Source organism: Aerosakkonema funiforme FACHB-1375, assembly GCF_014696265.1.
Lineage (GTDB): Bacteria > Cyanobacteriota > Cyanobacteriia > Cyanobacteriales > Aerosakkonemataceae > Aerosakkonema > Aerosakkonema funiforme_A.
Window position 1 is genome coordinate 1 of record NZ_JACJPW010000093.1, and the last position, 22934, is coordinate 22934.

The following is a 22934-nucleotide window of genomic DNA, read 5'->3' on the forward strand; positions in this document are numbered from 1 at the left end:
TAATTGTGCCGATGCACGATATGCCTACGGCACGCTGTGCGAAGGCACTCCTGCAAGTGCCTTAACAAAAGTTCATACAGTGTCGATTACTTTTGTCCGACTACTTATTCATTCGCTGATGCCCTATTTGCCTGATTACGTGAAAGTCGCCCTAAAGGAAAAAGCCGATCGGCTAGAATGCTCCTTGGAAGCTGCGATCGAAATGGCGATCGCTAGCTTTCTAGACTCAGAAGCTTTTAGTTTTGAAGATTGCCTATTATCGCAACGTCTTAATAAATCAGAATAAGGGTAATTTGCCGAAAGTAAATAAAGTGCGATCGCGTAGCGTGGCGTTAGCAATATCGCGTTTGTGAAATTAGAAAGTGCGATCGTTCTGTAAAATGGAAAAATTGCGATATGCTTACAGCACGCTGCGCGATCGCTACCAATAAATATGACCTCTTACGAGCAACTGAACCACCATACAACGTCCAAATTCCTCCAGAAAAATAGATCTATGCAGACTACTAGCTTAGAACAACTATCTGCTGCTGACGCTCAAGCTATCCTCGATCGCCTACCCGAACGAATCCGGATCGCTCTAGTTGCACGCGCTGCGGAAATTGAGTACCCGATCGAAACAGTTGTTGAAATGGCTATAGCTAGCTTTCTTGATTCCGAAGCTTTGGGTTTTGCAGACTGCAAACCTGGGCGAGGTCAGTAGTTGCCCTTTGGGAATCGATGTTAGTGCGATCGACCTTTTTTACCCCTATTCAATAATCTAACTCAATTCATCCAACTTTGCTCTCACTTCCTGAATATCCTGCCACATCAACCACTTCGGACTACCCCTTTCCGTGGAAGGATTTCTTAACAAATAAGCCGGATGCAAAATCGGCATACAAAGTCGCCCTTCCCACTCCATCCAAGTACCGCGAATTTTGGTAATTCCTCTCTTATCTCCTGTTAAACCTTTAACAGCAGTCGCGCCAGTCAATAAAATAATTTTTGGATTAACTAAGCGAATTTGTTCTAACAAATAAGGTTTGCAAGCCGCAATTTCATCTGGTGTAGGAACGCGGTTTCCTGGCGGTCGGCATTTTATGATGTTACAAATATATACATCTTTTTCGCTACTCAACCCAACGGCTGCAAGAATTTTTTCTAACAGTTGACCCGCTTTCCCGACAAATGGCAAACCAGTCTCATCTTCATTTTGTCCGGGTGCTTCCCCTACGATCGTAATCGGGGCTTGTGGATTGCCTCGTCCAACGACAGCATGAGTGCGCGTATTTCCCAATCCGCAGCGATGACACTGGTTGCAATGATTCGCCAGTTGCTCTAAGTTTTCATAAGTACCGGGGGGAATGGGTATTTTTGCAGAACTGGGAATCAAATTTGTCTGCGAAACTGATGGGGTAGATGCTTCGCTACCTGGTAAAAGGTCAAAAAGGCTCAGCTGTTCGGAGTCCGACATAGATAAAACGGCAAGGTTTCCACGTCTCCATCCTATCAATCCCAGTGTGCGAAATGATGAAGCTTTGGGGCGAAGGGACAAGTTGTTAGAAGTTGCCGTAATCCATTATAATTCGCGTTTTAGGAGTTAAAACGGCATATCATCGTCATCAAAGTTGTCTGGCGGCGGAAAATCATCGCTTATTTCCGGCTGTGGCTCATTTTCCGGTTCCGTTTGCATATCGATCCAACGCTTGGCTTGTTTGAGCGCTTCTTTCTCGTTTTTAGCGTTGTGAACTGGGATAAAGCACTTGCCACCGGAGTTCCAGACTTCGACGCAAAACACTGGTCTCGCTTCGATAATCCAACCTTTGTAAATTTCTGGTGAACTCATAGTTAATACCAATTCTTTATCCTGTCGCTAGAAATCGCCTAAGTGTATAGTAAGGTTTAATCGGCTTGGAAGTTCGCAATCCGATCGATCCTTGTGCCGGATTCAAACTAAACCAAACCGCAAATCCTTATTTTGAAGCTAGCACGCCTAAGCTGACAAACGTCAGGTTGACAACACTGACAACAGTGCCAAAGTTATGTTAAATAATGCAAAGTATTGCAGCAGTTCAGTTGGCTAAATTACTGCGGGGGGAAGGTTGTGTAATTTGGTTGAGCTTGTTTTGGGCCGATCGCAGTAGCTGTTGCGCTTCTGCATAAGCAGTCGTTCCCCGTTCGACCCTCTGCATCGGATACGGTAAATTCAACACCCAAATTGCTCCTGCCGATCCCGCCATCATCACAGCAGCAAATTTGATTTTGATCCACGCACCCGGCGGACGGTTGACTTAAGCTCATTGTCTCACTCGATCGCTGCGTTGGGAATACTAGATCTTGTCCAGCTGACCGAGATCACTTTGGGTTTCCCAGCAGATGCGTAATACTACGGTTGTAGAAAGCGATCGGAAACTACCTGGTTGCCCGTCAGGACACTTTTGTGACGGAGAAACAAAGTTCCTGTAAAGCTTTTCAAAAAACTTGGGAATAAATACCGAGTTTCTGAATTCGCAAATTAAGATGTAGCAGGGTGTTTTGCTCAGATTAAAATTGATTGACTTATCTATGGAGACGAATAGAAAATATGAAACAACTTGGTGTGACAGTATGGTTTACCGGTTTGAGCGGTGCTGGTAAAACTACTATCAGTCGCGCAGTGGAAAAGGAACTGCGCGATCGCGGTTATGGCATAGAAATCCTGGACGGCGACATAGTGCGCGAGAACTTGACGAAGGGTTTGGGTTTTAGTAAAGAAGACCGCGACGAGAACATCCGCCGCATTGGTTTCGTAGCTCATTTATTGACTAGAAACGGCGTCATTGTTTTGGTTTCGGCTATTTCTCCTTATCGGGAAATGCGGCAAGAAGTAAAGCAACGAATTGGCGATTTTATCGAAGTTTACGTGAATGCGCCATTAGCAGTGTGCGAAAAACGGGATGTCAAAGGACTTTATAAGAAAGCACGCGCCGGACAAATTCAGCACTTCACCGGTATTGACGATCCTTACGAAGTGCCAGCTAACCCGGATGTGGAATGTCACACCGACATCGAAAGTGTGGAAGAAAGTGTAGCTAAAGTTTTACACAAGCTCGAATCTGCTGGTTATATTAACTTGAGCTAGGGGCTAGGAAATTTTAGATTTGAGATTTGAGATTTCTAATTTTATTTAAATCTCAAATCTCAAATCTAAAATTTGAAATTAAATATAACGAGTTAATTGCACTCGATAGCGGTCTTTCTTAGTAGTTGCCACTTCCCCAACTTGGAGGCGTCCTTTGCCGCCGATCGCAATTAAATCGCCGGATTTAACTTGGTAACTGGCAGAGTTAACTTCTTTCCAGTTGACTCGCACATCACCCCCATCAATCAAATCCACCATTTTGCTGCGGGACATCCCAAAACCGGCTGAGGCGATCGCATCCAGTCGCAAAGATGCCTCTACCGTTGTTAGCTCTTTCTTTTTCGGTTCCTTAATCTTCAGAGCGCTCAATTCAATGCGCTGGGTTTTCACCGGCACCGATCGCACTTGCGTGAGATGTTCTTCCAGATATTCTACCATTTCTGGAACTACAATTACTTGGGCTCCTCGCTCTCCCAAAACAATAATATCGCCAGTTTTATCCCGGACAATACCGCATCCCAACATCGCACCCAGAAAATCGCGGTGAGTGGCAGGATCGAAGAGAAAATTACCGGCAATTTCTAACGCTGCTAACTCTACCTGAGACGGATCGAGAGGAAGTTCCGATCGCGCGATCGCGACTCGTTGACGTTCTGCTTGCGGATAACCACCCCATGCCAGCAGATGCACTTCCGTCAAGCGATCGAACATCTGCTTAATCTCCACCAGTTCCGGTGGTGAGAGAAAATCGGTAAACACAATTTCCCAAGTTTTGATCGCCTGTTCCGCTAGGTCAATTACCCTAGCAGCAGTGTCTCGATTTTCGATTCCTTTTAAAAGTTCTTCCCTCGGTAACATCGTTTAATTTTAGATTGTAGATTTGCTCTGGAATGTCTTAGCTATCAGCCGCATAACCTTGGATATTTTCTGGCTCAAATTGACGAAGTATCCGGGTAGCTTCCCGCGTCAGACTTTCAGAACCTCGAACCACAATTAAATATTTTCCCTCATTTAAACGATTGCGGTAAGGTAAAGCATCACCGCTGCCAAACAACAAACCACTACCACCACCGACAAAAATACTGCCCATCAATCCAGCGATAGCACCCAAAAGGCCACCGATAACGTGATTGCCGATTTCGCCCGCCCAAGCAAAGGTGTTTAAATTAGTTTGCAGGCTAAAGCCTAGACCTGCCACAAAGCCAAACGGCACCAACCAATATGACATCAGCGTCGCTTGCTTTTTAGCTTGCAGGTTGGGATCGATCAACCCAAACTCATCAGCACTTTTGTATCCTCTGCCCAGAATGCTCACTTTGTCCATCGGTAAGCCTTCTTTTTCTAAAGCCGAGTAAGCTTCTTCTGCCTGAATGCGATCTGCCAAAACGGCAAAGAGGTAATTCATAAAGATCTTCCTGCCTGGAAACCCCGTCCCAAGAGTGGGCGGGTCGGAAGGCGGGGCAGGGTATAACGCCTTCCACGGTTAACTTTTGTATAGAACAGATATCTATCGGTATGATGCTCGGTCTTACACCGTTTGGTTTGACCGTGAAAAGGATAAAAACTTTCTGGGGATTAGCCGTGGCCATACCATTTTACCGTTAGAATGACCTACTGTAGAGATTTCCGATGGTGGCAACAAGCGCATCAGAGCATGGAAACAGCCTCCAGACCAATATCCGACTGATGCAACGGCAACATTTTTAAGTCGCCGCAGCAGCTAAATTCAAAGACACGCATCCTCTATCTCTACCGGCAGAGACGAAAGTTACTGCCTGTTCCAAATTGTTGGCGGGACAAGTTTCCCGCTCTAAACTCACTTACTAACCATGTCCAAGGTTCTCGTCTCCGATTCAATAGACCAAGCTGGCATCGATATCTTATCTCAGGTAGCCCAAGTTGATGTAAAAACCGGCTTGCCAGCTGAAGAATTAATCCGGATCATCCCAGAATACAACGCGCTCATGATCCGTTCTGAAACTCGCGTCACCAAGGCAGTGATCGAAGCTGGCACGCAGCTCAAAATTATTGGGCGAGCGGGTGTTGGCGTGGATAATGTGGATGTGCCTGCGGCGACAAGGCAGGGCATTGTCGTCGTCAACTCTCCAGAAGGCAACACCATTGCAGCAGCAGAACACGCACTCGCTATGATGCTAGCCCTCTCGCGTTATATCCCAGAAGCTAATCTTTCGGTAAAAAGCAACAAGTGGGATCGCAAGAGCTATATCGGTACAGAAGTTTACAAAAAAAATCTGGGCGTTGTCGGTTTGGGTAAAATTGGCTCCCACGTAGCCACCGTAGCGCGGGCGATGGGTATGAAGGTAATGGCCTTTGACCCGTATATTTCTAGCGAAAGAGCCGAACAGCTCGGCTGTCGCCTGGTGGAACTGGATTTGCTGCTGCGGGAAGCCGATTACATCACCCTGCATATGCCGAAGACGCCAGAAACCACTCATCTAATTAACGCCGCAGCTCTTGCCAAAATGAAACCGACAGCTCGGATTGTCAACTGCGCTAGAGGTGGAATAATTGATGAAGCGGCTTTAGCAGAAGCTCTGCAACAAGGTAAAATTGCTGGTGCGGCATTGGATGTCTTCGAGACAGAACCGCTGGGTGAATCAGCCCTACGCAGTCTGGGCAAACAAGTTGTACTGACGCCCCATTTGGGAGCTTCCACCGCCGAAGCACAAGTCAATGTTGCGATTGACGTTGCGGAGCAAATTCGCGATGTGCTGTTGGGTTTACCGGCAAGGTCGGCAGTAAATATCCCAGGTTTGTATCCAGATGTTCTGGAAAAGCTCAAACCCTACCTGCGACTGGCGGAAACTCTGGGCAATTTGGTCGGTCAACTGGCTGGCGGACGAGTGGAAAGTCTCACTGTGCGGATGCAGGGAGAATTGGCCAGCAACGACAGTCAGCCGTTAGTGGTGGCATCCCTCAAGGGTCTGCTTTCGCAAGCTTTGCGGGAGCGGGTCAACTACGTTAATGCGGCGATCGAAGCTAAAGAACGGGGAATTCGCGTGATCGAAACCCGCGATGCTTCGATCCGAGACTATGCCGGTTCGCTGCACCTACAGGCAAAGGGGTCTTTGGGCGAACACTCGGTTACCGGCGCTTTGTTGGGCGATGGCGAAATTCGGATCACCGATATCGATGAATTCCCCATCAACGTCCCGCCCGCTCAGCATATGCTGTTTACCTTGCATCGCGATATGCCGGGAATTATCGGCAAAATCGGTTCCCTACTGGGCAGTTTTAATGTCAATATTGCCAGTATGCAGGTAGGCCGCAAAATTGTGCGCGGGGATGCGGTCATGGTGTTGAGCCTTGACGATCCCCTACCGGAAGGAATTTTGAGCGAGATTCTTAAGGTTCCGGGAATTCGGGATGCCTATACGGTAGCTCTCTAGTCGATTTTGGATTTTGGGTTTTGCGCGAAGTGGGCGTCTTGGCGGTGACCGTCACGATGCCCACCTTCGCAAGAGAGGATTTTGGATTGTAGGGGCATCTCGATCGACAATTTTTTTATCGCGATCGAGATGCCGATCGAAGCTTCCCTCACTCCGGAACCAATAATTTCTGGTTCTCACAACCCTTCCCAATCTAAAATTCAAAATCTAAAATCTAAAATCTGATATGTCAAACAGCTGGTGGGAACTGCAAATTCTCTGCGAACAAGTCTTAGAAGATTCTGTATTTTGGCGACTGGAAAAATTTGGCTGTCGGGGAACCGCCAGTGAGATAAAGGGTCATGCTTGCTTGGTGAGAGGTTATCTGCCGCAAGAACAGGCGCAACTTTTAGACTTGGCGGCACTCTCTCTGTGGTTGCGTCAGGATGCGTTGGTTTTGGGTATGTCGATGCCAGCGATGAAGTGGCATCTTATAGATGAGGAAGACTGGTCGAGTAGCTGGAAGACACACTGGCAACCACAAGAAATTGGCGATCGCTTTTTAATTTACCCCGCCTGGTTACCTGTGCCAGCAAACTCGGAACGCATTATCCTTCGCCTCGATCCGGGTCTTGCTTTTGGTACCGGCACCCACGCCACGACTCAGCTTTGTTTGGAATCGCTGGAAATGCGGCTTGGTTTTGCGGAAAGTCAAGCTGTGGTGGCGGATATTGGCTGCGGTTCGGGAATACTATCTGTTGGGGCTGTGTTGCTGGGTGCCGAAAAGGTTTATGCAGTCGATACCGATCCGATCGCAGTACGCTCTACTCGCAGCAATCGCACTCTTAACAAGGTTGCTTCTGGGCGTCTAATTGTGGAACAGGGCAGTGTCGATCTCGTGATGCAGATGAGTGATGGCCCTGTAGATGGTATTGTCTGTAATATTCTGGCGGAGGTGATTATTGACTTGATTCCGCAAATGAGCGAAATTGCTAAACCTAACACTTGGGGAATTCTCAGCGGTATTTTGCTAGATCAGACTAAACCAGTTGCCGATGTTCTGGAACAAAATGGTTGGGTAATTGCCACTCTCTGGCGTCGGCAAGATTGGTGTTGCTTCAATATTCGTCGAGGCTAAGACATCGTAATTGTTATGAGCGGAGGAAGAAGTACAGGTAAACAAGATCGATCGCAATCAGCAAACCTTTCCCAATCCAAGATTGCAGAAGATTAAAAACAGGAAACGAGGCTAACAGCACTAACGATATTTCAACAACAGAAACAATTCCACCGTAATGCTTCTTGTCCCAGTAAGAAATGGGGCTGATAAATCGATAGTTGCTGAAGGGGAAAAAGTGCCGATGCGCGTCATCGTTGTGAACTGGCAAATCGAAAAGCGAATGCAGCACCATGCTGATGCAAAGGATTTGCACTTTTTGCCAACCCAATTTATAAGCAATAAACCATCCTAAGAAAGCCAAAGGAATGGAATGAAAGAGCGCGACAATATTTTGCCAAAAAGCTTGATAGTAAACTTCTGACCAAATTTGTTTTTCTGGCAACCGCGCAATCAATTTTGCCCATCCGTACAAAACAAATATGGGAATATCCGGTAAAATCGCGCCTATGAAAATGGTAAGATTGGCTTCTGGTAGCGACTTTTTGCCCAAAAAGAAAAGATTGAGGATGGCATGACTGGGTGTGTTCATGGCTGGGCTTGACTTGGTAATTCCTCTGGCTTAATATTAATAAAAGGCAGCGCTTCATTCCCACCCAAAACTGTGGGGAAATGACCGTCCCATTTTTCGATCGCCTGCTTTTGTAAAATTAGCGGCGTTAAGTTTTCCCGCAATAACCTTTGCGCTTCAGCTTGTCCCTTGGCGCGGTTGATTTCTGCCTGCGCTTCTTGGGCAGCTTTTAAAGCTACAAATTCTGCCCGTTTTGCTTCCTGTTCGGCAATTTGTTTGGCTTCCACAGCTTCGCTGAACCGCTGGGAGAAGTGGATATTCACCAAAGAAATATCATCGACTCCGATGTTGTATTGAGCCAACCGCGCAGTCAACTGCTCGTCAATGCCTGCTTTTACTTCTCCGCGTTTGGTGATAATTTGTTCGGCAGTGTACAGAGCCATTACTGCTTTGAGGACTTCTTCAATTGCTGGGTTGATAATCCTCTGAATTACCTCTTTTTCATCGCCAATCTGTTGAAAGATTGTGTTGGCTTTTTCTGGTATAATATGCCAGTTCAGGGCTACATCGGTGAAGACATCTTGAAGGTCTTTCGATGCTGCTTGAGCGGGAATTTGATGTTTTTGGACGCGGACGCTGAGAGCTTGTACCGTATTGACAATCGGGACGATCGCGTGGATTCCCTCTGACAAAACTCGCTCTTGGACTTGACCGAATTGCATGACCACGCCGCGTTCGCCAGCGTTGATAATTACAAAGGGTTTGAAAGCGATCGCAACTGTCAACACCAATAGCAGTATAGCCGCTGCGATATAAGAAGCATTGTTAGATTTCATTTATTTTGTTGAGCGGGCAAATTAGCTGGACTAACATTAATAAATGGTAGCGCACCGTTGCCACTCATTACAGTCGGGAATTTGCCATCCCATTTTTCTATAGCTTGCTTTTGCAAAATTTGCGGCGTTAAATTTTGCCGTAGCAGTCTTTGTGCTTCTGCTTGACCTTTGGCGCGGTTAATATCTGCCTGAGCTTCCTTCGATGCTTTCAAGGCTATATATTCGGCTTGCTTCGCCTCTTGTTCGGCTATCTGTTTGGCTTCAATAGCTTTACTAAACTCAGGAGAAAAAGCAAAATCTACCAGAGAAACATCATCCACGCCAATTCCATAAGCTTGCAAACGAGTTTTGAGTCGATTATCGATTTCTTCTTTCAGTTGTGTTCGCTTGGTGATAATTTCCTCGGCTGTCTTTTTAGCAGTTGCTGCCTTGAGAACTTCTGATACAGCGGGAGTGATAATCCCATTCACAATTTGCTCTGTATCCCCCACCCGTTGATAAACTTTATTTACTTCAGCGGGGTTAATATGCCAGTTGACGGCGAGGTCTGCTGTAATTTTCTGTAAATCTTTAGAAGCTGCGTCTGCCGTAAAATCGTTCTTTTGTACGCGAACGCTGAGCCTTTTTACAGATGTCACTACTGGTATAATTGGGTGGATGCCCTCATCTAAAACCGTATTTTGAACTTTGCCTAATTGCATGACAACGCCTCGCTCTCCGGCATTGATAATTGCAAAAGGGCGAAAGATAATAGCTGCCAGTACAAACGCTATACCCCCAGCGACGTAAAGAACAAGGGGAAAAGAATCGACGGCTTTAATTTTGGAGTTAGGCATAGTTGGATAGTTAGGAGATGTTTGTGTGTATTCCAATTATTAGAAATGGCTTTTGGACAATTTCTGGCTCCTGCCTATTAAAACAAAACCGAGAAAGATGATTCCGCAGCCAGCAATATTTCTTCAACAAGGAGTGCCAAAAACGTTAGGGGTTTAAAGATTATGACTTGTGCAAAGAAACCCTGTTTCTATGAGAAATATTTGGTTTGGCGACGATAAATCGCCGCAGAAACCGGGTTTCTGGCCTCAGAGTATGTAAGTACCGGACTGGCCCGATCGCAAAAACACGATTGCGTTGCACCATTGACAGAAAATTAGCTCAACCGCCACCACCGCCACCGCCATCGCCACCACCGCCACCGCCATCGCCACCACCGCCACCGCCACTGTCACCACCGCCACTGTCGCTGTTGCTAAGAATAGGGATGATTTGTTCGATATGCTTATGATAAGAACAGGTGTGGCATTTGTAAGTAATCAAGCGCTTTCCTTCTCGTATATACGTAGGCTCTTCCACAAGTGAAATTGACTTGGATACTGTCAATTCCTGACAGGTAGGGCAGAGTTTTTCAGAATCTGAAGTCGTCACATAAGCCCGGATGTGGACTCGTCCTGAAGTTTGCCCCGGATGGCACTTCGGGCATCGCCATCCCTCAAATTTTATATGGTGAAGATCTTGTGCAGCTTGCTGAGGAGGACTGAGATGTTTGCTCAGCGATGTGGAGTTTAGTTGTTTTAAAGGCTGTCGGCAATCGGCGCAGTGCAGGGGACGGATTGATTGCCTTTCATCATTATCTTTACCTAAAATTGCTTGGGCTAATCGGGACGCTGGGATATAAGCAATCAACCCGGTGAGCAGTCCGATCGGTAACTTGATTCCTTCTGCCAGAGCAAGCGGCATTAAAATTAAGAAGCCACACCCTAGCCCACAAGAAATGAAACCCACAGCGGCTGACTGCAACTGTTTAGAATTGTATATGCGCTCTTTGTCAAAGTTAATTAATTTTTGATTGTAGGCCATTGTATAGCTGATAAAGCCTGCAATAAATGATGCAATAAATCCTCCAGAAACTAGCAAAGCAATTGTGAATGTTGAGCTAAAAAACCATAAATATAGAGAACTTAGGATTTCTTTATCATGCTCATCTAAACCTGGTATTCGCAGCGGCTGGGGTTCCTTTGAAAGTTTGATAAAGACTGAACGACGCGCTCGCGCAATTCCCAGAGCAGCAAAAATACTTAATGCCGCACCACATCCGGCAAATATCCAGATATAATTAGGTCTATTGAACGGTGAAAAAATGTATTCTTGCGCAGGAGTGAAAACGAGATTATTTGTGTGAGGGCTTGGATGCGGTTTGTAAGTCTGCAAAACCTTAATGATTGCTTGCGTTCCAGTCAGCATAGCCCCGTTAAAATTACCTTGATTGACGCGGGGTCGGATCTCTGTTTTAATGAGGCTAACAACCCGATCGTCTGGAAAAATTTCGATAATGCCCCAACCCGTGACAATTTCAATGCGATCGTCATCTTTGGAATATAAAAGCAGCACTCCATTGTCTAGACCTTTTTTGCCAATTGTCCAGTACTTAAACCAAGCCAGTGCAAATTCTCTGGGAGAGGTGTAAGGTGAGGTTTCGGGTACAGTTACAACCATGATTTCACAGCTATTTTGCGCTTCAAGTTGTGAAATCGATCGATTGATTTCTGCTTCAGTTGCAGGACTGAGAATGTCGATGGTATCTGTCACCCAGCCATTTGGTCTGGGGCCCGGTACTTCCTGTACGGTGATGGCTTTACTTGGGATGGGAAAGCTAGCGATCGCTAAACTCAGAAAACCGACACAAAGGGTTTGATGGATAGCAAGGGCAACAAATTTCACAGCTTTAGCCTCTGGTGTTGCAAAGTTGCTGCGGTTGAGTTGATTAACCTCCCGCATCTTTAGAATCTTTGATTTGCCCTGGTTGCACCAAGATCGGCTTACGATCGGTAAAACTACGGTTTCTAGTCGATCTTGACAACAACCAAGTCATAATATATATGACCGAGAAGTTATTGGTTTGAGAGCCACCCGGATTCATCCGTGGGGTTAATTCAAAATCCTTTTATCCAAAATCCTTTCCACGAATGACCACGCTCAAAGCTTCTAAGCAGGGACTGGCAAGAATTAAGCAAGCGAGAGAGAAAAAAGGGTGGCCTGTAGCCGATCGCAATTGGCTGGAAGCAGCAAGTCTGTTTCTGAAAGTTGATTGGGAAAAAACCGGTTATCTAGCTGAGGGGATTTCAGAAGGAACTTGGAGTCGCTTCTTGGCAGGAAAGCGTCCGATCAATGCCGCTGCTTTCCAAGCTTACTGCACCGTTCTCGGACTGAACTGGGAAGAGGTAGTTAATCGCACTCAGCGCTTAGATTGGGACTCTGCACCGGATTTACCCAGTTTCTACGGACGCGCAAAAGAACTGGCTACCCTCAAACAATGGATTGTCAAAGATAGATGCCGTTTGGTGACTATTTTGGGTATGGAGGGAATTGGCAAAACTGCTTTGGCTGTACGCACCGCAGAAGAAATTCAGGATGAGTTTGAGTACGTAATTTGGCGATCGCTGCGCTATACCCCATCGATCCAAGCAATTCTCGCAAATTTGCTCAAGTTCCTATCCCAACATAAAACCGATCTACCAGACAGCATAGATTCTCAAATATCGAAATTGATAAGTTACTTACACAAACATCGCTGTTTGGTGATATTAGATGATTTTGAAACAGCGCTCAAAAGTGGTGAATTGGCGGGACGATATTGTGAGGGATATGAAGCTTTTGCTGAGATAATCAAGCGAGTGGGGCAAGAACGCCATCAAAGTTGCTTGGTACTAGCCAGCGGCGAGAAACCCAGAGAAATTGCTTTTCTAGAGGGAGAAACCCTACCTGTACGTTCGTTATCCCTGACTGGTTTGCAGGAAACAGAAGCCCTGGAAATATTTAGGGAAAAAGGTTTGTCTGACCAAGAAAAATGGCGTAAATTAGTTGAAATATATCCAACTAATCCTTTAGTATTAAAAATCATTGCAGCGGTTATCAAAGATTCATTTAATGGTCAAGTCGGTGAATTTTTAAAACACAATACCATATATCTCGGTTATATTAGCGACATTTTAGACAAGCAGTTTGAGCGATTGTCATCTTTAGAAAAAGAGATTATGCACCAGATGGCGATTAATGGTCAGCTTATGTCACTCTCGCAATTGCGAGAGCATATACCGTCACAAGTATCGACATCAGAAATAATCTACGTTTTGGAATCGCTATTGACGCGATCGCTAATTGAAAAAATCCCATCAGAAAGCGAATTGATTTTCACAGTACAACCGATAGTTATAAAGTATGTTAGAAGTCGATTTAATAAATGATGCGATCGCTATACCGTAATATAATAGTAGCATGGAGGGGGGAAGCATTTGGACATAAAATTTACGGTTTTGGGTGATAAATTGTCGCCCAAATGCTAATGCCGTTCTTCAGATGCGCGAACGGCCATACCCCGATCCGAGCAGTATTGGGAGTTGCGCTCACCTGCTGGATAACTGTATTCTTAGGGTGAGAAGAAAGTAATATGGGTGGTGTAGCTACGGTGAGTTATTGCCTCAATCCTAATTGCCCAAACCCCTCTGACCCATTGAATTCCACAGAGAATATCTGTAGAAGGTGTGGGTCGAGACTTTTACTGCAAGAACGGTATCGGGTGATTAAACCTTTAGGGAAGGGAGGTTTTGCTCAGACTTTTGACGTAGTAGACGATCTCGGTACAGTGAAAGTCCTAAAACTTTTAAATACAGCAGGAATCACCGATATTAGAAGCAAAGAAAAGCTAGTGAAATTATTTCAGCAAGAAGCTGAGGTATTGAGTCAGCTAAACTATCCTGGAATACCTAAAGGCGAAGGCTTTTCATTCCCGTTTTGGCCGAAAGATAGCCAAGAACCATTGCATTGCTTGGTGATGGAAAAAATTGAAGGCATTAATTTGCAGTCATGGCTAAAAAATCGCGGCAATCAACCGATAACGCCAGAGTTAGCGCTTGAATGGTTAAAACAACTAGCAGAAATTTTACATCAAGTACATCAGCAAAATTATTTCCACCGGGATATTAAGCCGCCCAATATTATGTTAACTCCTGAAGGGAAACTGGTGCTGATTGACTTCGGAGCAGTGCGAGAATTCACTCAAACTTACTTGCACCAACAAAATGTGACGGGTACGGTGATTGGTTCATCAGGTTATGCACCACCAGAACAACTGCGCGGCAGGTCTGTACAGCAATCAGATTTCTTTGCGCTGGGACGAACTTTTGTTCATTTGCTGACAGGCAAACATCCCCTCGATTTACACGAAGATTCGCAAACGGGTAAGTTGATTTGGCGAAATAGTGTTCCTCATATCTCCAATTTTTGGTCAGATTTTATTGATAAATTAACTGGGCGATCGCTATTAGGTTTTATTGATGAATTGATGGAGCATTCTTGCAAAAAAAGACCTAAAAATACCAAACTTATTTTAAAACGCATTAAAAAAATTGGTCGCCTTCCTATTCCAGAGATTCTGGGAGGAGCGACTCTGATACTTACAGTTACAGCAGCGGTCGTTTATTGGTATTTAACAGGAGTCCAGGGATGTGCAAAAATTTCGCTCAAAAGTTTTCCTAAAGGTGACAGCCTCAGTTGTGGAGAAGAAATTTTAGTTCCATATTTTTCCTTGTCAGAAACACAAGCAGGAGTTGATGCCTTCTTCACCAATAGCTATAAAAATGCCGTTGATTTACTAGAAAAAGCATGGCAAAAGCGACATAACCCGGAAACATTAATTTATCTGAATAATGCCAGACTAACCGCCCAAAAAGCAGAAGCTTATACCATTGCTGTCGTCGCTCCGATCGGCGACAAAACTCTGAACACGGCTTTGGAAATTTTGCGAGGAGTTGCCCAAGCTCAAGATGAGTTCAATAGTAAGCGAAAGCCCGGTCAACCGGGTATTAAAGTGCTAATTGCCAACGATGAAAATCAGCCTGTCAAAGCTAAAAAGATTGCAGAGGTACTGGTATCTAAAAAAGATATTCTCGCCGTTATCGGCCATTACACAAGTGAGGTAACACTGGCAGCTTTAGATGTTTACGATCGCAACTTAGTATTAGTTTCTCCAACCAGCACTTCCGAAGATTTATCGAACAAAAGTTACTTTTTCTTTCGGACTGCATCTAGCGATCGCGTCAGTGCCCAAGCTTTAGCTAATTACCTAATTACGCAAGTGCAGCAGCGCAAAGTAGCCGTATTTTACAATCCCAAGAGTAGTTTTAGCAAATCTCTCCGTTATGAATTCCATAGGAGCTTTCGTACAATTGGAGGACAGGTTGTTAAAGATTTTGACTTGTCCGATCCTTCTTTCATCGCAGATGTTGCCATAGAGCAAGCCCAAAAACAAGGAGCCACTGCGCTAGCTTTACTTCCAGACGGTCAGACCAGTGCTTATACTTTTGGCAATACATTGAAAGCAATAAAAGCTAATCGAAAAGGTAATTTAATTGTGGCAGGAGATACCCTTTACGGTTCTGAAATCTTACAATTGGTAGGGCCAGAAGCATCCTCACGCCTCGTCGTGGCTGTACCTTGGCATCACTTGAGCAGCCCCAATCGCGAATTTTCCCGTTCAACTGAGAAGTTGTGGGGAGGGGAAGTCAGTCCTCGAACAGCCTTAAGCTATGATGCTGTGATGGTGTTGATAAAAGCCATACAAAAAAACTCTCACCCAAATCGTCTGAATGTGCAGCAAGTTTTGGCAGATCCCTCTTTTCAAGCAATTGGAGCAACAGGCGTAGTTAGTTTTGAATCTAATGGAAATCGCAAGGAACCAGTTGTTGTATTGGTTAAAGTCGTAGTGTCTAAGTGTTCGCCTTATGGCTACATATTTGTACCCATCAAATATTCCAAAGTTGAAAACTTAGGGTGCGTTTCAAAATCCACTTTTCCTGAATAAATTTGCTCGCTGTTCGTCTATGAAAGAGGAAAATGAAGATTAATCAACGGCATGATTGGCCTCTCACTGCTGAAGAAGCTATTCCCATTCAGCAACAACTGGCAAAAGAGGTAATTACTTCTGACGAGTTGGGAACAGTACAATACGTTGCTGGCGTGGATGTGGGTTTTCCGGAGTCGGGTAGCATAACGAGAGCAGCAGTGGTAGTATTGAGTTTTCCCGATTTGCAGCTCAAAGAGCAGGCGATCGCATACCGTCCCACCACTTTTCCCTACGTTCCGGGATTCCTATCATTTCGCGAAGTTCCCACTGTGCTGGATGCACTGGAAAAACTGACTATTATACCGGATTTAATTTTATGCGACGGTCAAGGTATTGCCCATCCCCGTCGTTTTGGGATCGCCTGTCATCTGGGTGTATTGGCAGATATTCCCACTATTGGCGTTGCTAAATCGTTATTAGTTGGCAAACATGAAGAGTTACCTTTAGAGAGAGGTACATGGAAACCGCTAGTGCATCGCCGGGAAACGATCGGTGCTGCTTTGCGAACGCGGATGGGGGTTAAACCTGTTTATGTTTCTAGCGGACATCGCGTGAGTTTGCTGACTGCGATCGACTATGTGATGCGTTGCACTACCAAATATAAATTACCGGAAACAACGCGCTTAGCTGATAAATTGGCATCAAACCGATAAATGAATAGAGGAAATATTAAAAGGCGGGGATAATGAACGAACTAAGTATAGAGTGGCAAGAAGCAGGTCATCTGAGAAAGCAAATAATTCGCGATCGACAGCTAAGCAAAAATCCGGGAACCGTGCGGCTGGGTCGCGATTCCCTGCGGTGCGATATCGTGCTGACCCATCCGACAGTCTCCGGATTGCACGTAGAGATATTTTTTAACTCCCAGCAGCAACAGTTTTACCTGCGAAACTTGCGCGAAAGCAATCCTCCCTTGGTGAATGGCAACCAACTTGTCGCAGGTGAGGTAACTTTAAGCGGGGGTAGCGTTTTTCATCTGGGAGAAACAGAAGTCAAAGTGACTGGGGTAAATATAGACGAAAGCAGCGTTCCACCAACCATTTTACTTTCGCCTTCGACACAGCCATCTCAGGTTCCTTCTGCAAATCAAACTTACGGTTTGCGGTGTCCCAAATGCGATCGCATTTCACCCTACGAACGGTTAGATTTGGGATGTCCTTGGTGCGGTACTTCCTTAGCAGCAGCCGCAAGCGTTCTCATGACTCCCACGGAACTATGAATCCACAACCTTTGCAAATTCGTCTCAGCTGGGAAGACCCAGCCACAGGACAGCGACGAGAACCTTTATTAGCTGTCCCGATCGCACTGGGACGCGAATTTGCCCAAATGCCAAGCGAACTGGGAGGACGGCGCGTTTCTCGGATGGTGTTTGACAGTCCGGAAGTGTCTCGCTACCATGTCTCGATCGACGAAGAACAAGGTAGTTTGGTCGCGATCGATCGAAACAGTCAAAACGGCACTTTTGTCAACGGTCAGCGCCAAACGCGAACTACTTTGGCAAATGGCGATATCCTGCAAATTGGCCCCTATCGAATTACGATTTCCTTCGTCGCCAGTCCATCCATCTCCACGATTAATTTTCACCCAGATACCGATTTACCAGACCCTCGTCTGAATCAACCCCCAGTTGCAATAGCTACCGGTAGCACTTTTCCGCCACCAGCGTTTCAGCAATCTCAGGTATCTGTGCAAGAACTTCACGCCACAGGTTTACCGGTGGAAGAAATTGATTATGCTGCGATTGGCGCGGGATTGGGTAGCTTTGTTTGGGTGGATTTGCTGCGAATTTCTGGGGTGAAAATCGATCGAATTGCCGCTTTGGGAATGGAAGAAAAGCCTTATGCTCGTTATAGAAGATTGTGCATGAATTCTCAAATTCCCCTGCACGAAAGATTGCGATCGAATTCCGATTCCTGTCCCGATAATATTTGGGGTTGGCCTAGCTATGCTTTGCGGGAAGCTTGGCACGATCTAATTAAAGGAAAAGTGGGCGATGCTTTGGGATATTTATGGCAGGTATTTGCCGAACCGACATTTGCCCAAACTTATACGCCTCGTTCTGGAAATGTGTTCGATTCGATCGATCGCGAAGCGAAACGAATCGGTTGGGAACAGATATTTCGCTACGGTAGCGTCAGGGCAATTCGCAAAACTTCTGATGGCAGATATGCTATTGCTTATTCCCGTCGTCGTTCCAGCAACGCTGCGCCAGACTACCGTTTGTTAATCGCGCAATATGTCCAGCTTGCCACAGGCTATCCGGCAATTCAATTTCTCCCAGACCTAAAAGCTTATCGGGAAAAGACTGGTGATTTTGAATCCGTAGTAAATGCTTACGAACCGCACGATCGCGTTTATCAACATTTAGAACAGTATGGCGGTACGGTACTGATTCGCGGTCGCGGTATTGTCGCTTCTCGAATTGTGCAAAGAATTTACGAAGCGCGGCAGAAAAACAAGCTGATTTCGTTGCTGCATTTGATGCGATCGCCCAAACCCCAAGGTAACAAATTCAGTTCCGCCCAACGTCAAGTAGACAATCACTACGAATTTCAACCGTTTAACTGGCCGAAAGCTTGTTGGGGAGGCGATTTGCGGGAAATGTTGGCAAAAGCAGAACCGCAAAAACGCCAGGAATTACTGGCAGCTTGGGGCGGTACAACTACAGCCGATCGACACGATTGGAAACGCATTGTGCAGCAAGGATTGAGTGAAGGTTGGTATCAAATTACCTTTGGCGAAGTGGAAAAAGTAGAACGCGACAATACCCAAAATCGTACAGTTACTTATATTCAAGAAAAGGGATTAAAAGGGCAAATTCGACTCGAAGCTGACTTTATTATCGATGCTACCGGACTCGATGCCCACGTAACTGCAAGTCCTTTACTAGCCGATATTGTCGATCGCTACAATCTACCTTTGCACGATAACGGCAGACTCGTCGTTGCCGATGATTTTGAAATAGTCGATCTGCGAAATCAGCGCGGCAGAATTTATGCCGCCGGTGCGATGACTTTGGGTGGCCCCTATGCAGCAGTTGATAGTTTTTTGGGATTGCAATATGCTGCCCTTTGTGCTGTTGATAGTTTGGCCGCAGTCCGCGCACCCGGATTGCATCGATTGAACGCACTGAGTTCTCTATGGCAATGGTTGAAGTGGGCAACAATGCGATCGCCCTAATGCTAGAGAAAAGTCAAAAGTCAAAAGTCAAAAGTCAAAAAGAAGAGGAAAAAGGGAAAATAAATTCTCCCGCTCTCCCACTTTCTTTTTTGTCATCCTCCTTAAGAAATATTTTATTCAGTATTTCCACTATAATAATTACTTTAACTTTACATATCGATACGTAAATACACAATCGAGCCTAGTGTCTAATTCGTTTCGTCTTTGACTTCCCTGCTGACTCAGAGACGACCGGATGCAAGGAACTCTGAGCTTTTTCTTACGTCGATTATCTTCGTGCTATTCCAGCATACTCCATTGCTGCGTTGTCCCATTTTTCGCAGCGAACATGGAGTTAGGATAGCAACGAACTTCGATCTCAGTAGAGATACTGCAATTTGAATTCATCTTTACTAAAACTTTAAAGTTTTTTCCTTGTTCTTTATCAGTACTTGACGCCATAAGCTAAAACTTTCAGGCATTATAAATGCAACACACCTAAGTGCAAGGTTGCACCCGCACGATAAACCAGATTTACGTATTGCACTGAGAGAATGGGAGATCTACAAATGCTGGGATTGAAAAATTTAGAAAAAGTTTTACCGCCAGTGAGACGCTACCAGTGTAAAGAAGCTGAAATCGGCAGCAGTTATCTCCTTGAAGATTTGACCGTCAGGCGTCTAGCGAGCCACTTTGGCATTGGCTGTGTTGCCGACCCGGAAGAAGCATCCATGATGTCGCAACTGATGGGGTTACCGGTGATCGGCCATTCTGTTTGGGTGAGATGTACCGATTGCCTAGAAGTAGGTAAAATTTACGAAGGTTATTTGCAAAGCACGCACCAGTACGAAATGCCGCAACTAAAGGTGCAGCATTAACCCCATAAATCAATTAAAAATTAAAAACTTTATCTAAATTCACGTTAAGATACAATCCCTACATATCTACACAGTAGCTTAGGGAATGTCAAAATGACTCCTACACTTTTTGGCCGTTGGCAAACTCGTTTATTACTGTTCGGCACTGTGGGTCTGGCGATAACATTGCCCTTTGCTTTGGGCATTATCGGCTCTGGTGCCGACTCTACTTATTTTTGGGTAATTGGATATATTACAGTTTTTGGTTTGGGCTGGGATATTGTTTATAACTATCTACAAAAGTTCCGCTGGGATAGAGATTGGCCGGGAGCGTTTCAATTGGTGGCTGGTATCTGGGAAGCTATATTTTTTATATTAATTGTCAAAATTTTACGCTTGCCTCTACCTGGGGTTACAAATATAGATATCGCTTCTTTTCTGGGACACTACAGTTTGGTATGGTTGGGTGTTTATTTAGCTTCTCAATCAATTATGCGAATTTTATTTCCCCGTTGGCGTTTTCGGGGCGGACAGTGGCTGTAATAATTTTAGATTTTAGATTTTGGATTTTAGATTTTGGATTAGCTTTAGACCCAGCTGCATAAATTTCAGATTTTGTTGTCGATCGACCTGTCCCAACATCAGGCGAGCGCTCGATTCGGTAACAAAAATTTACTCAGCCACCGTTTGCTGCGATACTGGTAACTAAGTACCTTGGGCGGTAGACTGAGGGCAGGGTTGTCAACGACAAATCGGATATCATTTCACTCGATTACTGTAACACTCCTAACAGTCGCCTTTGAGGAAACTATGCACGCAGTCATCCAAGTCCTGATTGAAGTTCTCATAGTGATTGGACTTTCCCGACTGGTGGGATTGGGATTTCGCTGGCTCAAGCAACCTTTGGTAATTGGCGAAATTGTCGCTGGAATTATGCTGGGGCCATCTCTGTTAGGTTTGGTTGCTCCAGATTTAGCGGCCTCACTTTTTCCAGTTGAAACAGAACCTTATCTGTTTGTATTGTCGCAGGTCGGACTGATCTTTTTCATGTTTTTGATCGGGCTAGAGTTAGACCCAAAATACCTCAAAGGTAATTTAGATATCGCGATTCTGACTTCCCACGTCAGTATTTTGACGCCCTTTTCACTGGGAAGTTTACTAGCCCTGCTGCTTTATCCCCTACTTTCTAATGCGAGCGTATCCTTTACCGCCTTTGCCTTATTTTTAGGTGCGGCAATGTCGATTACGGCTTTTCCGGTACTGGCGAGAATTATCACGGAAAACAATTTGCAAGGAACGCGCTTGGGAACTTTGGCGCTGACTTGTGCGGCGGTGGATGATGTGACGGCTTGGTGTTTGTTGGCCCTGGCGATCGCAGTCACTCGTACTAATAGTATGGCAGGTGCAGTGCCAACTATTTTGGAATCCCTACTTTACATCGTATTTATGATGACGGTAGGGCGTTGGTTATTGAAACAGTTGGCTACTCACTACGAACGCAAGGGACGCTTAAGCCAATTTCTTTTGGCTTGGATTTATATGGCTGTTGTTGCTTCGGCTTTAATTACCGAATTAATAGGGATTCACTTAATTTTCGGGGCATTTTTATTGGGAGCGGCAATGCCAAAAAATGCTGGATTAGTAAGGGAATTAGCAGAAAAAACCGAAGATTTTGTCCTCATATTTTTACTACCAGTATTTTTTGCTTATAGCGGTCTGAGAACAGAAATAGGCTTGCTCAATCGTCCTGAATTGTGGCTACTTTGCTTAGCTGTTTTGGCAGTGGCTATTATTGGCAAATATGTTGGTACTTATCTAGCAGCAAGAGTTTGCGGTATCGATAACCGGGAAGCTTCAGCACTGGGTTGGTTGATGAATACTCGCGGTTTGACTGAATTAATTGTGCTAAATATCGGTTTGAGCTTGGGTACGATCTCGCCTTTGCTGTTCACTATGCTGGTGATAATGGCATTGGTAACTACGTTTATGACTTCGCCTTTGCTGGAATGGACTTATCCGAAAGAGCTAATTAGATTAGATGTCATCAAGGCAGAACCTGCGATCGCTATCCCTACCGAAGCAGTTCAACCAACCTATCGAATTTTAGTACCCGTCGCCAATCCCAGCACGCAAAAAGGTTTGCTGCAAGTAGCAGCAGCGATCGCAGGAAAAAAATTGCAACCTGCGATCGTTCATCCCCTCAGCTTGATCGAATTAGAAGAAGATTATTTATTTCAAAGTACGCCGCTTGAAGCAGACAGGTTAATACAGCAGCGTCGTTCTCGTCTCGAAGAAGTAATTCAAAGTCTCGAACCTCCAGAAACTCGCGAGTTAGTGCATCCGATTATCCGCATTTCCAATAACGTCGCACGGGAAACAGCAGAAATTGCTAAGCTCGAACAAGCCGATCTGATTCTATTAGGATGGCATCGCCCAGCTTTTAGCACCAACCGACTGGGGGGAAGAGTTGGACAAATTCTCACTCAGGCATCTGTGGATGTGGCAGTATTTGTCGATCGAGGACGAGAAAGATTGGAAAGTATATTGGTGCCTTATTCTGCTAACGTTCACGACGATCTGGCGCTGGAAATTGCTGTGCGACTGCTTGTCAATCGCGATTTCTGCTATCTGAATGTTTTGCGAGTTGTACAAGAAAGTCAGATTAAAGATTTCAGTTATGAATTTCGTAACGTGATGGAAAGATTGCCAAAGCAAGTGCGCGATCGCATCGATATCCAAGTTATTGAAGCAACGGAACCGATCCCAGCTGTAGTCCAAGCTTCCCAAACGGTTGACCTCACTATTGTCGGTACCAGTCGCGCTTGGGGTATTGAGCGTCAAACCTTGGGAAACTACACTGATGCGCTGGCGATCGATTGTCATTCTTCGCTTCTGATTACCCGCCGCTACAGTCAGGTAACTTCTCACCTCGCCTCTGTACTGGAAACAAACGACAGTAACACAAATGACCAAACTACTAAATTCTCAATCTAAAACCTCAAAT

Annotated in this window: 23 protein-coding genes; 13 read left to right on the forward strand and 10 right to left on the reverse strand. The window is 45.3% G+C overall.

Annotated features, from left to right (window positions below; translation table 11 throughout):
- Together H6G03_RS27505 and H6G03_RS27510 are read left to right on the forward strand one after the other, a co-directional pair.
- A partial coding sequence (locus H6G03_RS27505) for a hypothetical protein (protein ID WP_190471762.1) occupies positions 1 to 286 on the forward strand: 286 nt, incomplete at its 5' end.
- 210 nt (positions 287 to 496) lie between these two features.
- Complete coding sequence (locus H6G03_RS27510) at positions 497 to 703, forward strand: hypothetical protein (RefSeq protein ID WP_190471672.1); 207 nt, start codon at positions 497 to 499, stop codon at positions 701 to 703.
- A 57-nt stretch (positions 704 to 760) separates the two neighbouring features.
- Here the strand turns inward: H6G03_RS27510 and H6G03_RS27515 are convergent, their stop codons facing one another.
- The 3 genes from H6G03_RS27515 to H6G03_RS27525 all read right to left on the reverse strand — a co-directional run bounded on the left by H6G03_RS27515 (position 761) and on the right by H6G03_RS27525 (position 2225).
- Positions 761 to 1456, reverse strand: a complete 696-nt coding sequence (locus tag H6G03_RS27515) for a uracil-DNA glycosylase (RefSeq protein ID WP_190471675.1) — start codon at positions 1454 to 1456, stop codon at positions 761 to 763.
- A 126-nt stretch (positions 1457 to 1582) separates the two neighbouring features.
- Positions 1583 to 1828, reverse strand: a complete 246-nt coding sequence (locus H6G03_RS27520) for a hypothetical protein (protein WP_190471678.1) — start codon at positions 1826 to 1828, stop codon at positions 1583 to 1585.
- A 226-nt stretch (positions 1829 to 2054) separates the two neighbouring features.
- Positions 2055 to 2225 (reverse strand): hypothetical protein, encoded by a 171-nt coding sequence (locus H6G03_RS27525; protein ID WP_190471681.1) that lies wholly within the window; start codon positions 2223 to 2225, stop codon positions 2055 to 2057.
- 341 nt (positions 2226 to 2566) lie between these two features.
- Between H6G03_RS27525 and cysC the strand changes: the two genes are divergently transcribed.
- Complete coding sequence (cysC, locus tag H6G03_RS27530) at positions 2567 to 3103, forward strand: adenylyl-sulfate kinase (RefSeq protein ID WP_190471685.1); 537 nt, start codon at positions 2567 to 2569, stop codon at positions 3101 to 3103.
- Positions 3104 to 3181: 78 nt separating this feature from the next.
- Here the strand turns inward: cysC and H6G03_RS27535 are convergent, their stop codons facing one another.
- Together H6G03_RS27535 and H6G03_RS27540 are read right to left on the reverse strand one after the other, a co-directional pair.
- Positions 3182 to 3961: a photosystem II S4 domain protein gene (locus H6G03_RS27535; protein WP_190471687.1), complete on the reverse strand. Its 780-nt coding sequence runs from the start codon at positions 3959 to 3961 to the stop codon at positions 3182 to 3184.
- A gap of 37 nt (positions 3962 to 3998) precedes the next feature.
- Positions 3999 to 4508, reverse strand: coding sequence for a hypothetical protein (locus tag H6G03_RS27540; protein WP_190471690.1), 510 nt, complete (start codon positions 4506 to 4508; stop codon positions 3999 to 4001).
- A 424-nt stretch (positions 4509 to 4932) separates the two neighbouring features.
- Between H6G03_RS27540 and serA the strand changes: the two genes are divergently transcribed.
- Complete coding sequence (gene serA, locus H6G03_RS27545; RefSeq protein ID WP_190471693.1) at positions 4933 to 6513, forward strand: phosphoglycerate dehydrogenase; 1581 nt, start codon at positions 4933 to 4935, stop codon at positions 6511 to 6513.
- A gap of 51 nt (positions 6514 to 6564) precedes the next feature.
- On the opposite strand, the gene H6G03_RS38990 is transcribed toward serA, so the two are convergent.
- Positions 6565 to 6693, reverse strand: coding sequence for a hypothetical protein (locus H6G03_RS38990; RefSeq protein ID WP_255512290.1), 129 nt, complete (start codon positions 6691 to 6693; stop codon positions 6565 to 6567).
- Positions 6694 to 6739: 46 nt separating this feature from the next.
- On the opposite strand from H6G03_RS38990, the gene prmA reads away from it, so the two are divergent.
- The gene (gene prmA / locus H6G03_RS27550; protein WP_190471696.1) at positions 6740 to 7630 is read left to right on the forward strand and encodes a 50S ribosomal protein L11 methyltransferase; all 891 of its coding nucleotides are present in this window, start codon (positions 6740 to 6742) and stop codon (positions 7628 to 7630) included.
- Positions 7631 to 7643: 13 nt separating this feature from the next.
- Here prmA and H6G03_RS27555 read toward each other — a convergent pair whose 3' ends face one another.
- From H6G03_RS27555 to H6G03_RS27570, 4 genes are all read right to left on the reverse strand, one after another.
- Complete coding sequence (locus H6G03_RS27555; RefSeq protein WP_190471699.1) at positions 7644 to 8201, reverse strand: hypothetical protein; 558 nt, start codon at positions 8199 to 8201, stop codon at positions 7644 to 7646.
- Entirely contained in the window at positions 8198 to 9016 is an 819-nt protein-coding gene (locus H6G03_RS27560) for a prohibitin family protein (RefSeq protein ID WP_190471701.1), read from the reverse strand. The genes H6G03_RS27555 and H6G03_RS27560 overlap by 4 nt, the downstream gene beginning before the upstream one ends.
- Positions 9013 to 9852: a prohibitin family protein gene (locus H6G03_RS27565; RefSeq protein ID WP_190471703.1), complete on the reverse strand. Its 840-nt coding sequence runs from the start codon at positions 9850 to 9852 to the stop codon at positions 9013 to 9015. Before H6G03_RS27565 ends, H6G03_RS27560 begins: the two co-directional genes overlap by 4 nt.
- 319 nt (positions 9853 to 10171) lie before the next feature.
- A complete protein-coding gene (locus H6G03_RS27570) occupies positions 10172 to 11791 on the reverse strand; it encodes a TPM domain-containing protein (RefSeq protein WP_190471705.1) in 1620 nt (539 codons plus the stop codon).
- A 188-nt stretch (positions 11792 to 11979) separates the two neighbouring features.
- Between H6G03_RS27570 and H6G03_RS27575 the strand changes: the two genes are divergently transcribed.
- From H6G03_RS27575 to H6G03_RS27610, 8 genes are all read left to right on the forward strand, one after another.
- Positions 11980 to 13257, forward strand: a complete 1278-nt coding sequence (locus H6G03_RS27575; protein ID WP_190471708.1) for a helix-turn-helix domain-containing protein — start codon at positions 11980 to 11982, stop codon at positions 13255 to 13257.
- Between the two features lie 203 nt (positions 13258 to 13460).
- Positions 13461 to 15872, forward strand: coding sequence for a bifunctional serine/threonine-protein kinase/ABC transporter substrate-binding protein (locus H6G03_RS27580; protein WP_190471711.1), 2412 nt, complete (start codon positions 13461 to 13463; stop codon positions 15870 to 15872).
- Between the two features lie 32 nt (positions 15873 to 15904).
- Entirely contained in the window at positions 15905 to 16567 is a 663-nt protein-coding gene (gene nfi / locus H6G03_RS27585; protein ID WP_190471714.1) for a deoxyribonuclease V, read from the forward strand.
- A gap of 32 nt (positions 16568 to 16599) precedes the next feature.
- Positions 16600 to 17133, forward strand: coding sequence for an FHA domain-containing protein (locus tag H6G03_RS27590; RefSeq protein WP_190471717.1), 534 nt, complete (start codon positions 16600 to 16602; stop codon positions 17131 to 17133).
- Complete coding sequence (locus tag H6G03_RS27595) at positions 17130 to 19094, forward strand: FHA domain-containing protein (RefSeq protein WP_190471720.1); 1965 nt, start codon at positions 17130 to 17132, stop codon at positions 19092 to 19094. The genes H6G03_RS27590 and H6G03_RS27595 overlap by 4 nt, the downstream gene beginning before the upstream one ends.
- Before the next feature lie 533 nt (positions 19095 to 19627).
- Positions 19628 to 19951, forward strand: coding sequence for a hypothetical protein (locus tag H6G03_RS27600; protein ID WP_190471724.1), 324 nt, complete (start codon positions 19628 to 19630; stop codon positions 19949 to 19951).
- Between the two features lie 93 nt (positions 19952 to 20044).
- Positions 20045 to 20473 (forward strand): hypothetical protein, encoded by a 429-nt coding sequence (locus H6G03_RS27605; protein ID WP_190471726.1) that lies wholly within the window; start codon positions 20045 to 20047, stop codon positions 20471 to 20473.
- Between the two features lie 267 nt (positions 20474 to 20740).
- On the forward strand, positions 20741 to 22924 hold the full coding sequence (locus H6G03_RS27610) for a cation:proton antiporter (RefSeq protein ID WP_190471729.1): 2184 nt from the start codon (positions 20741 to 20743) through the stop codon (positions 22922 to 22924).
- The last annotated feature ends 10 nt before the right edge of the window (positions 22925 to 22934 follow it).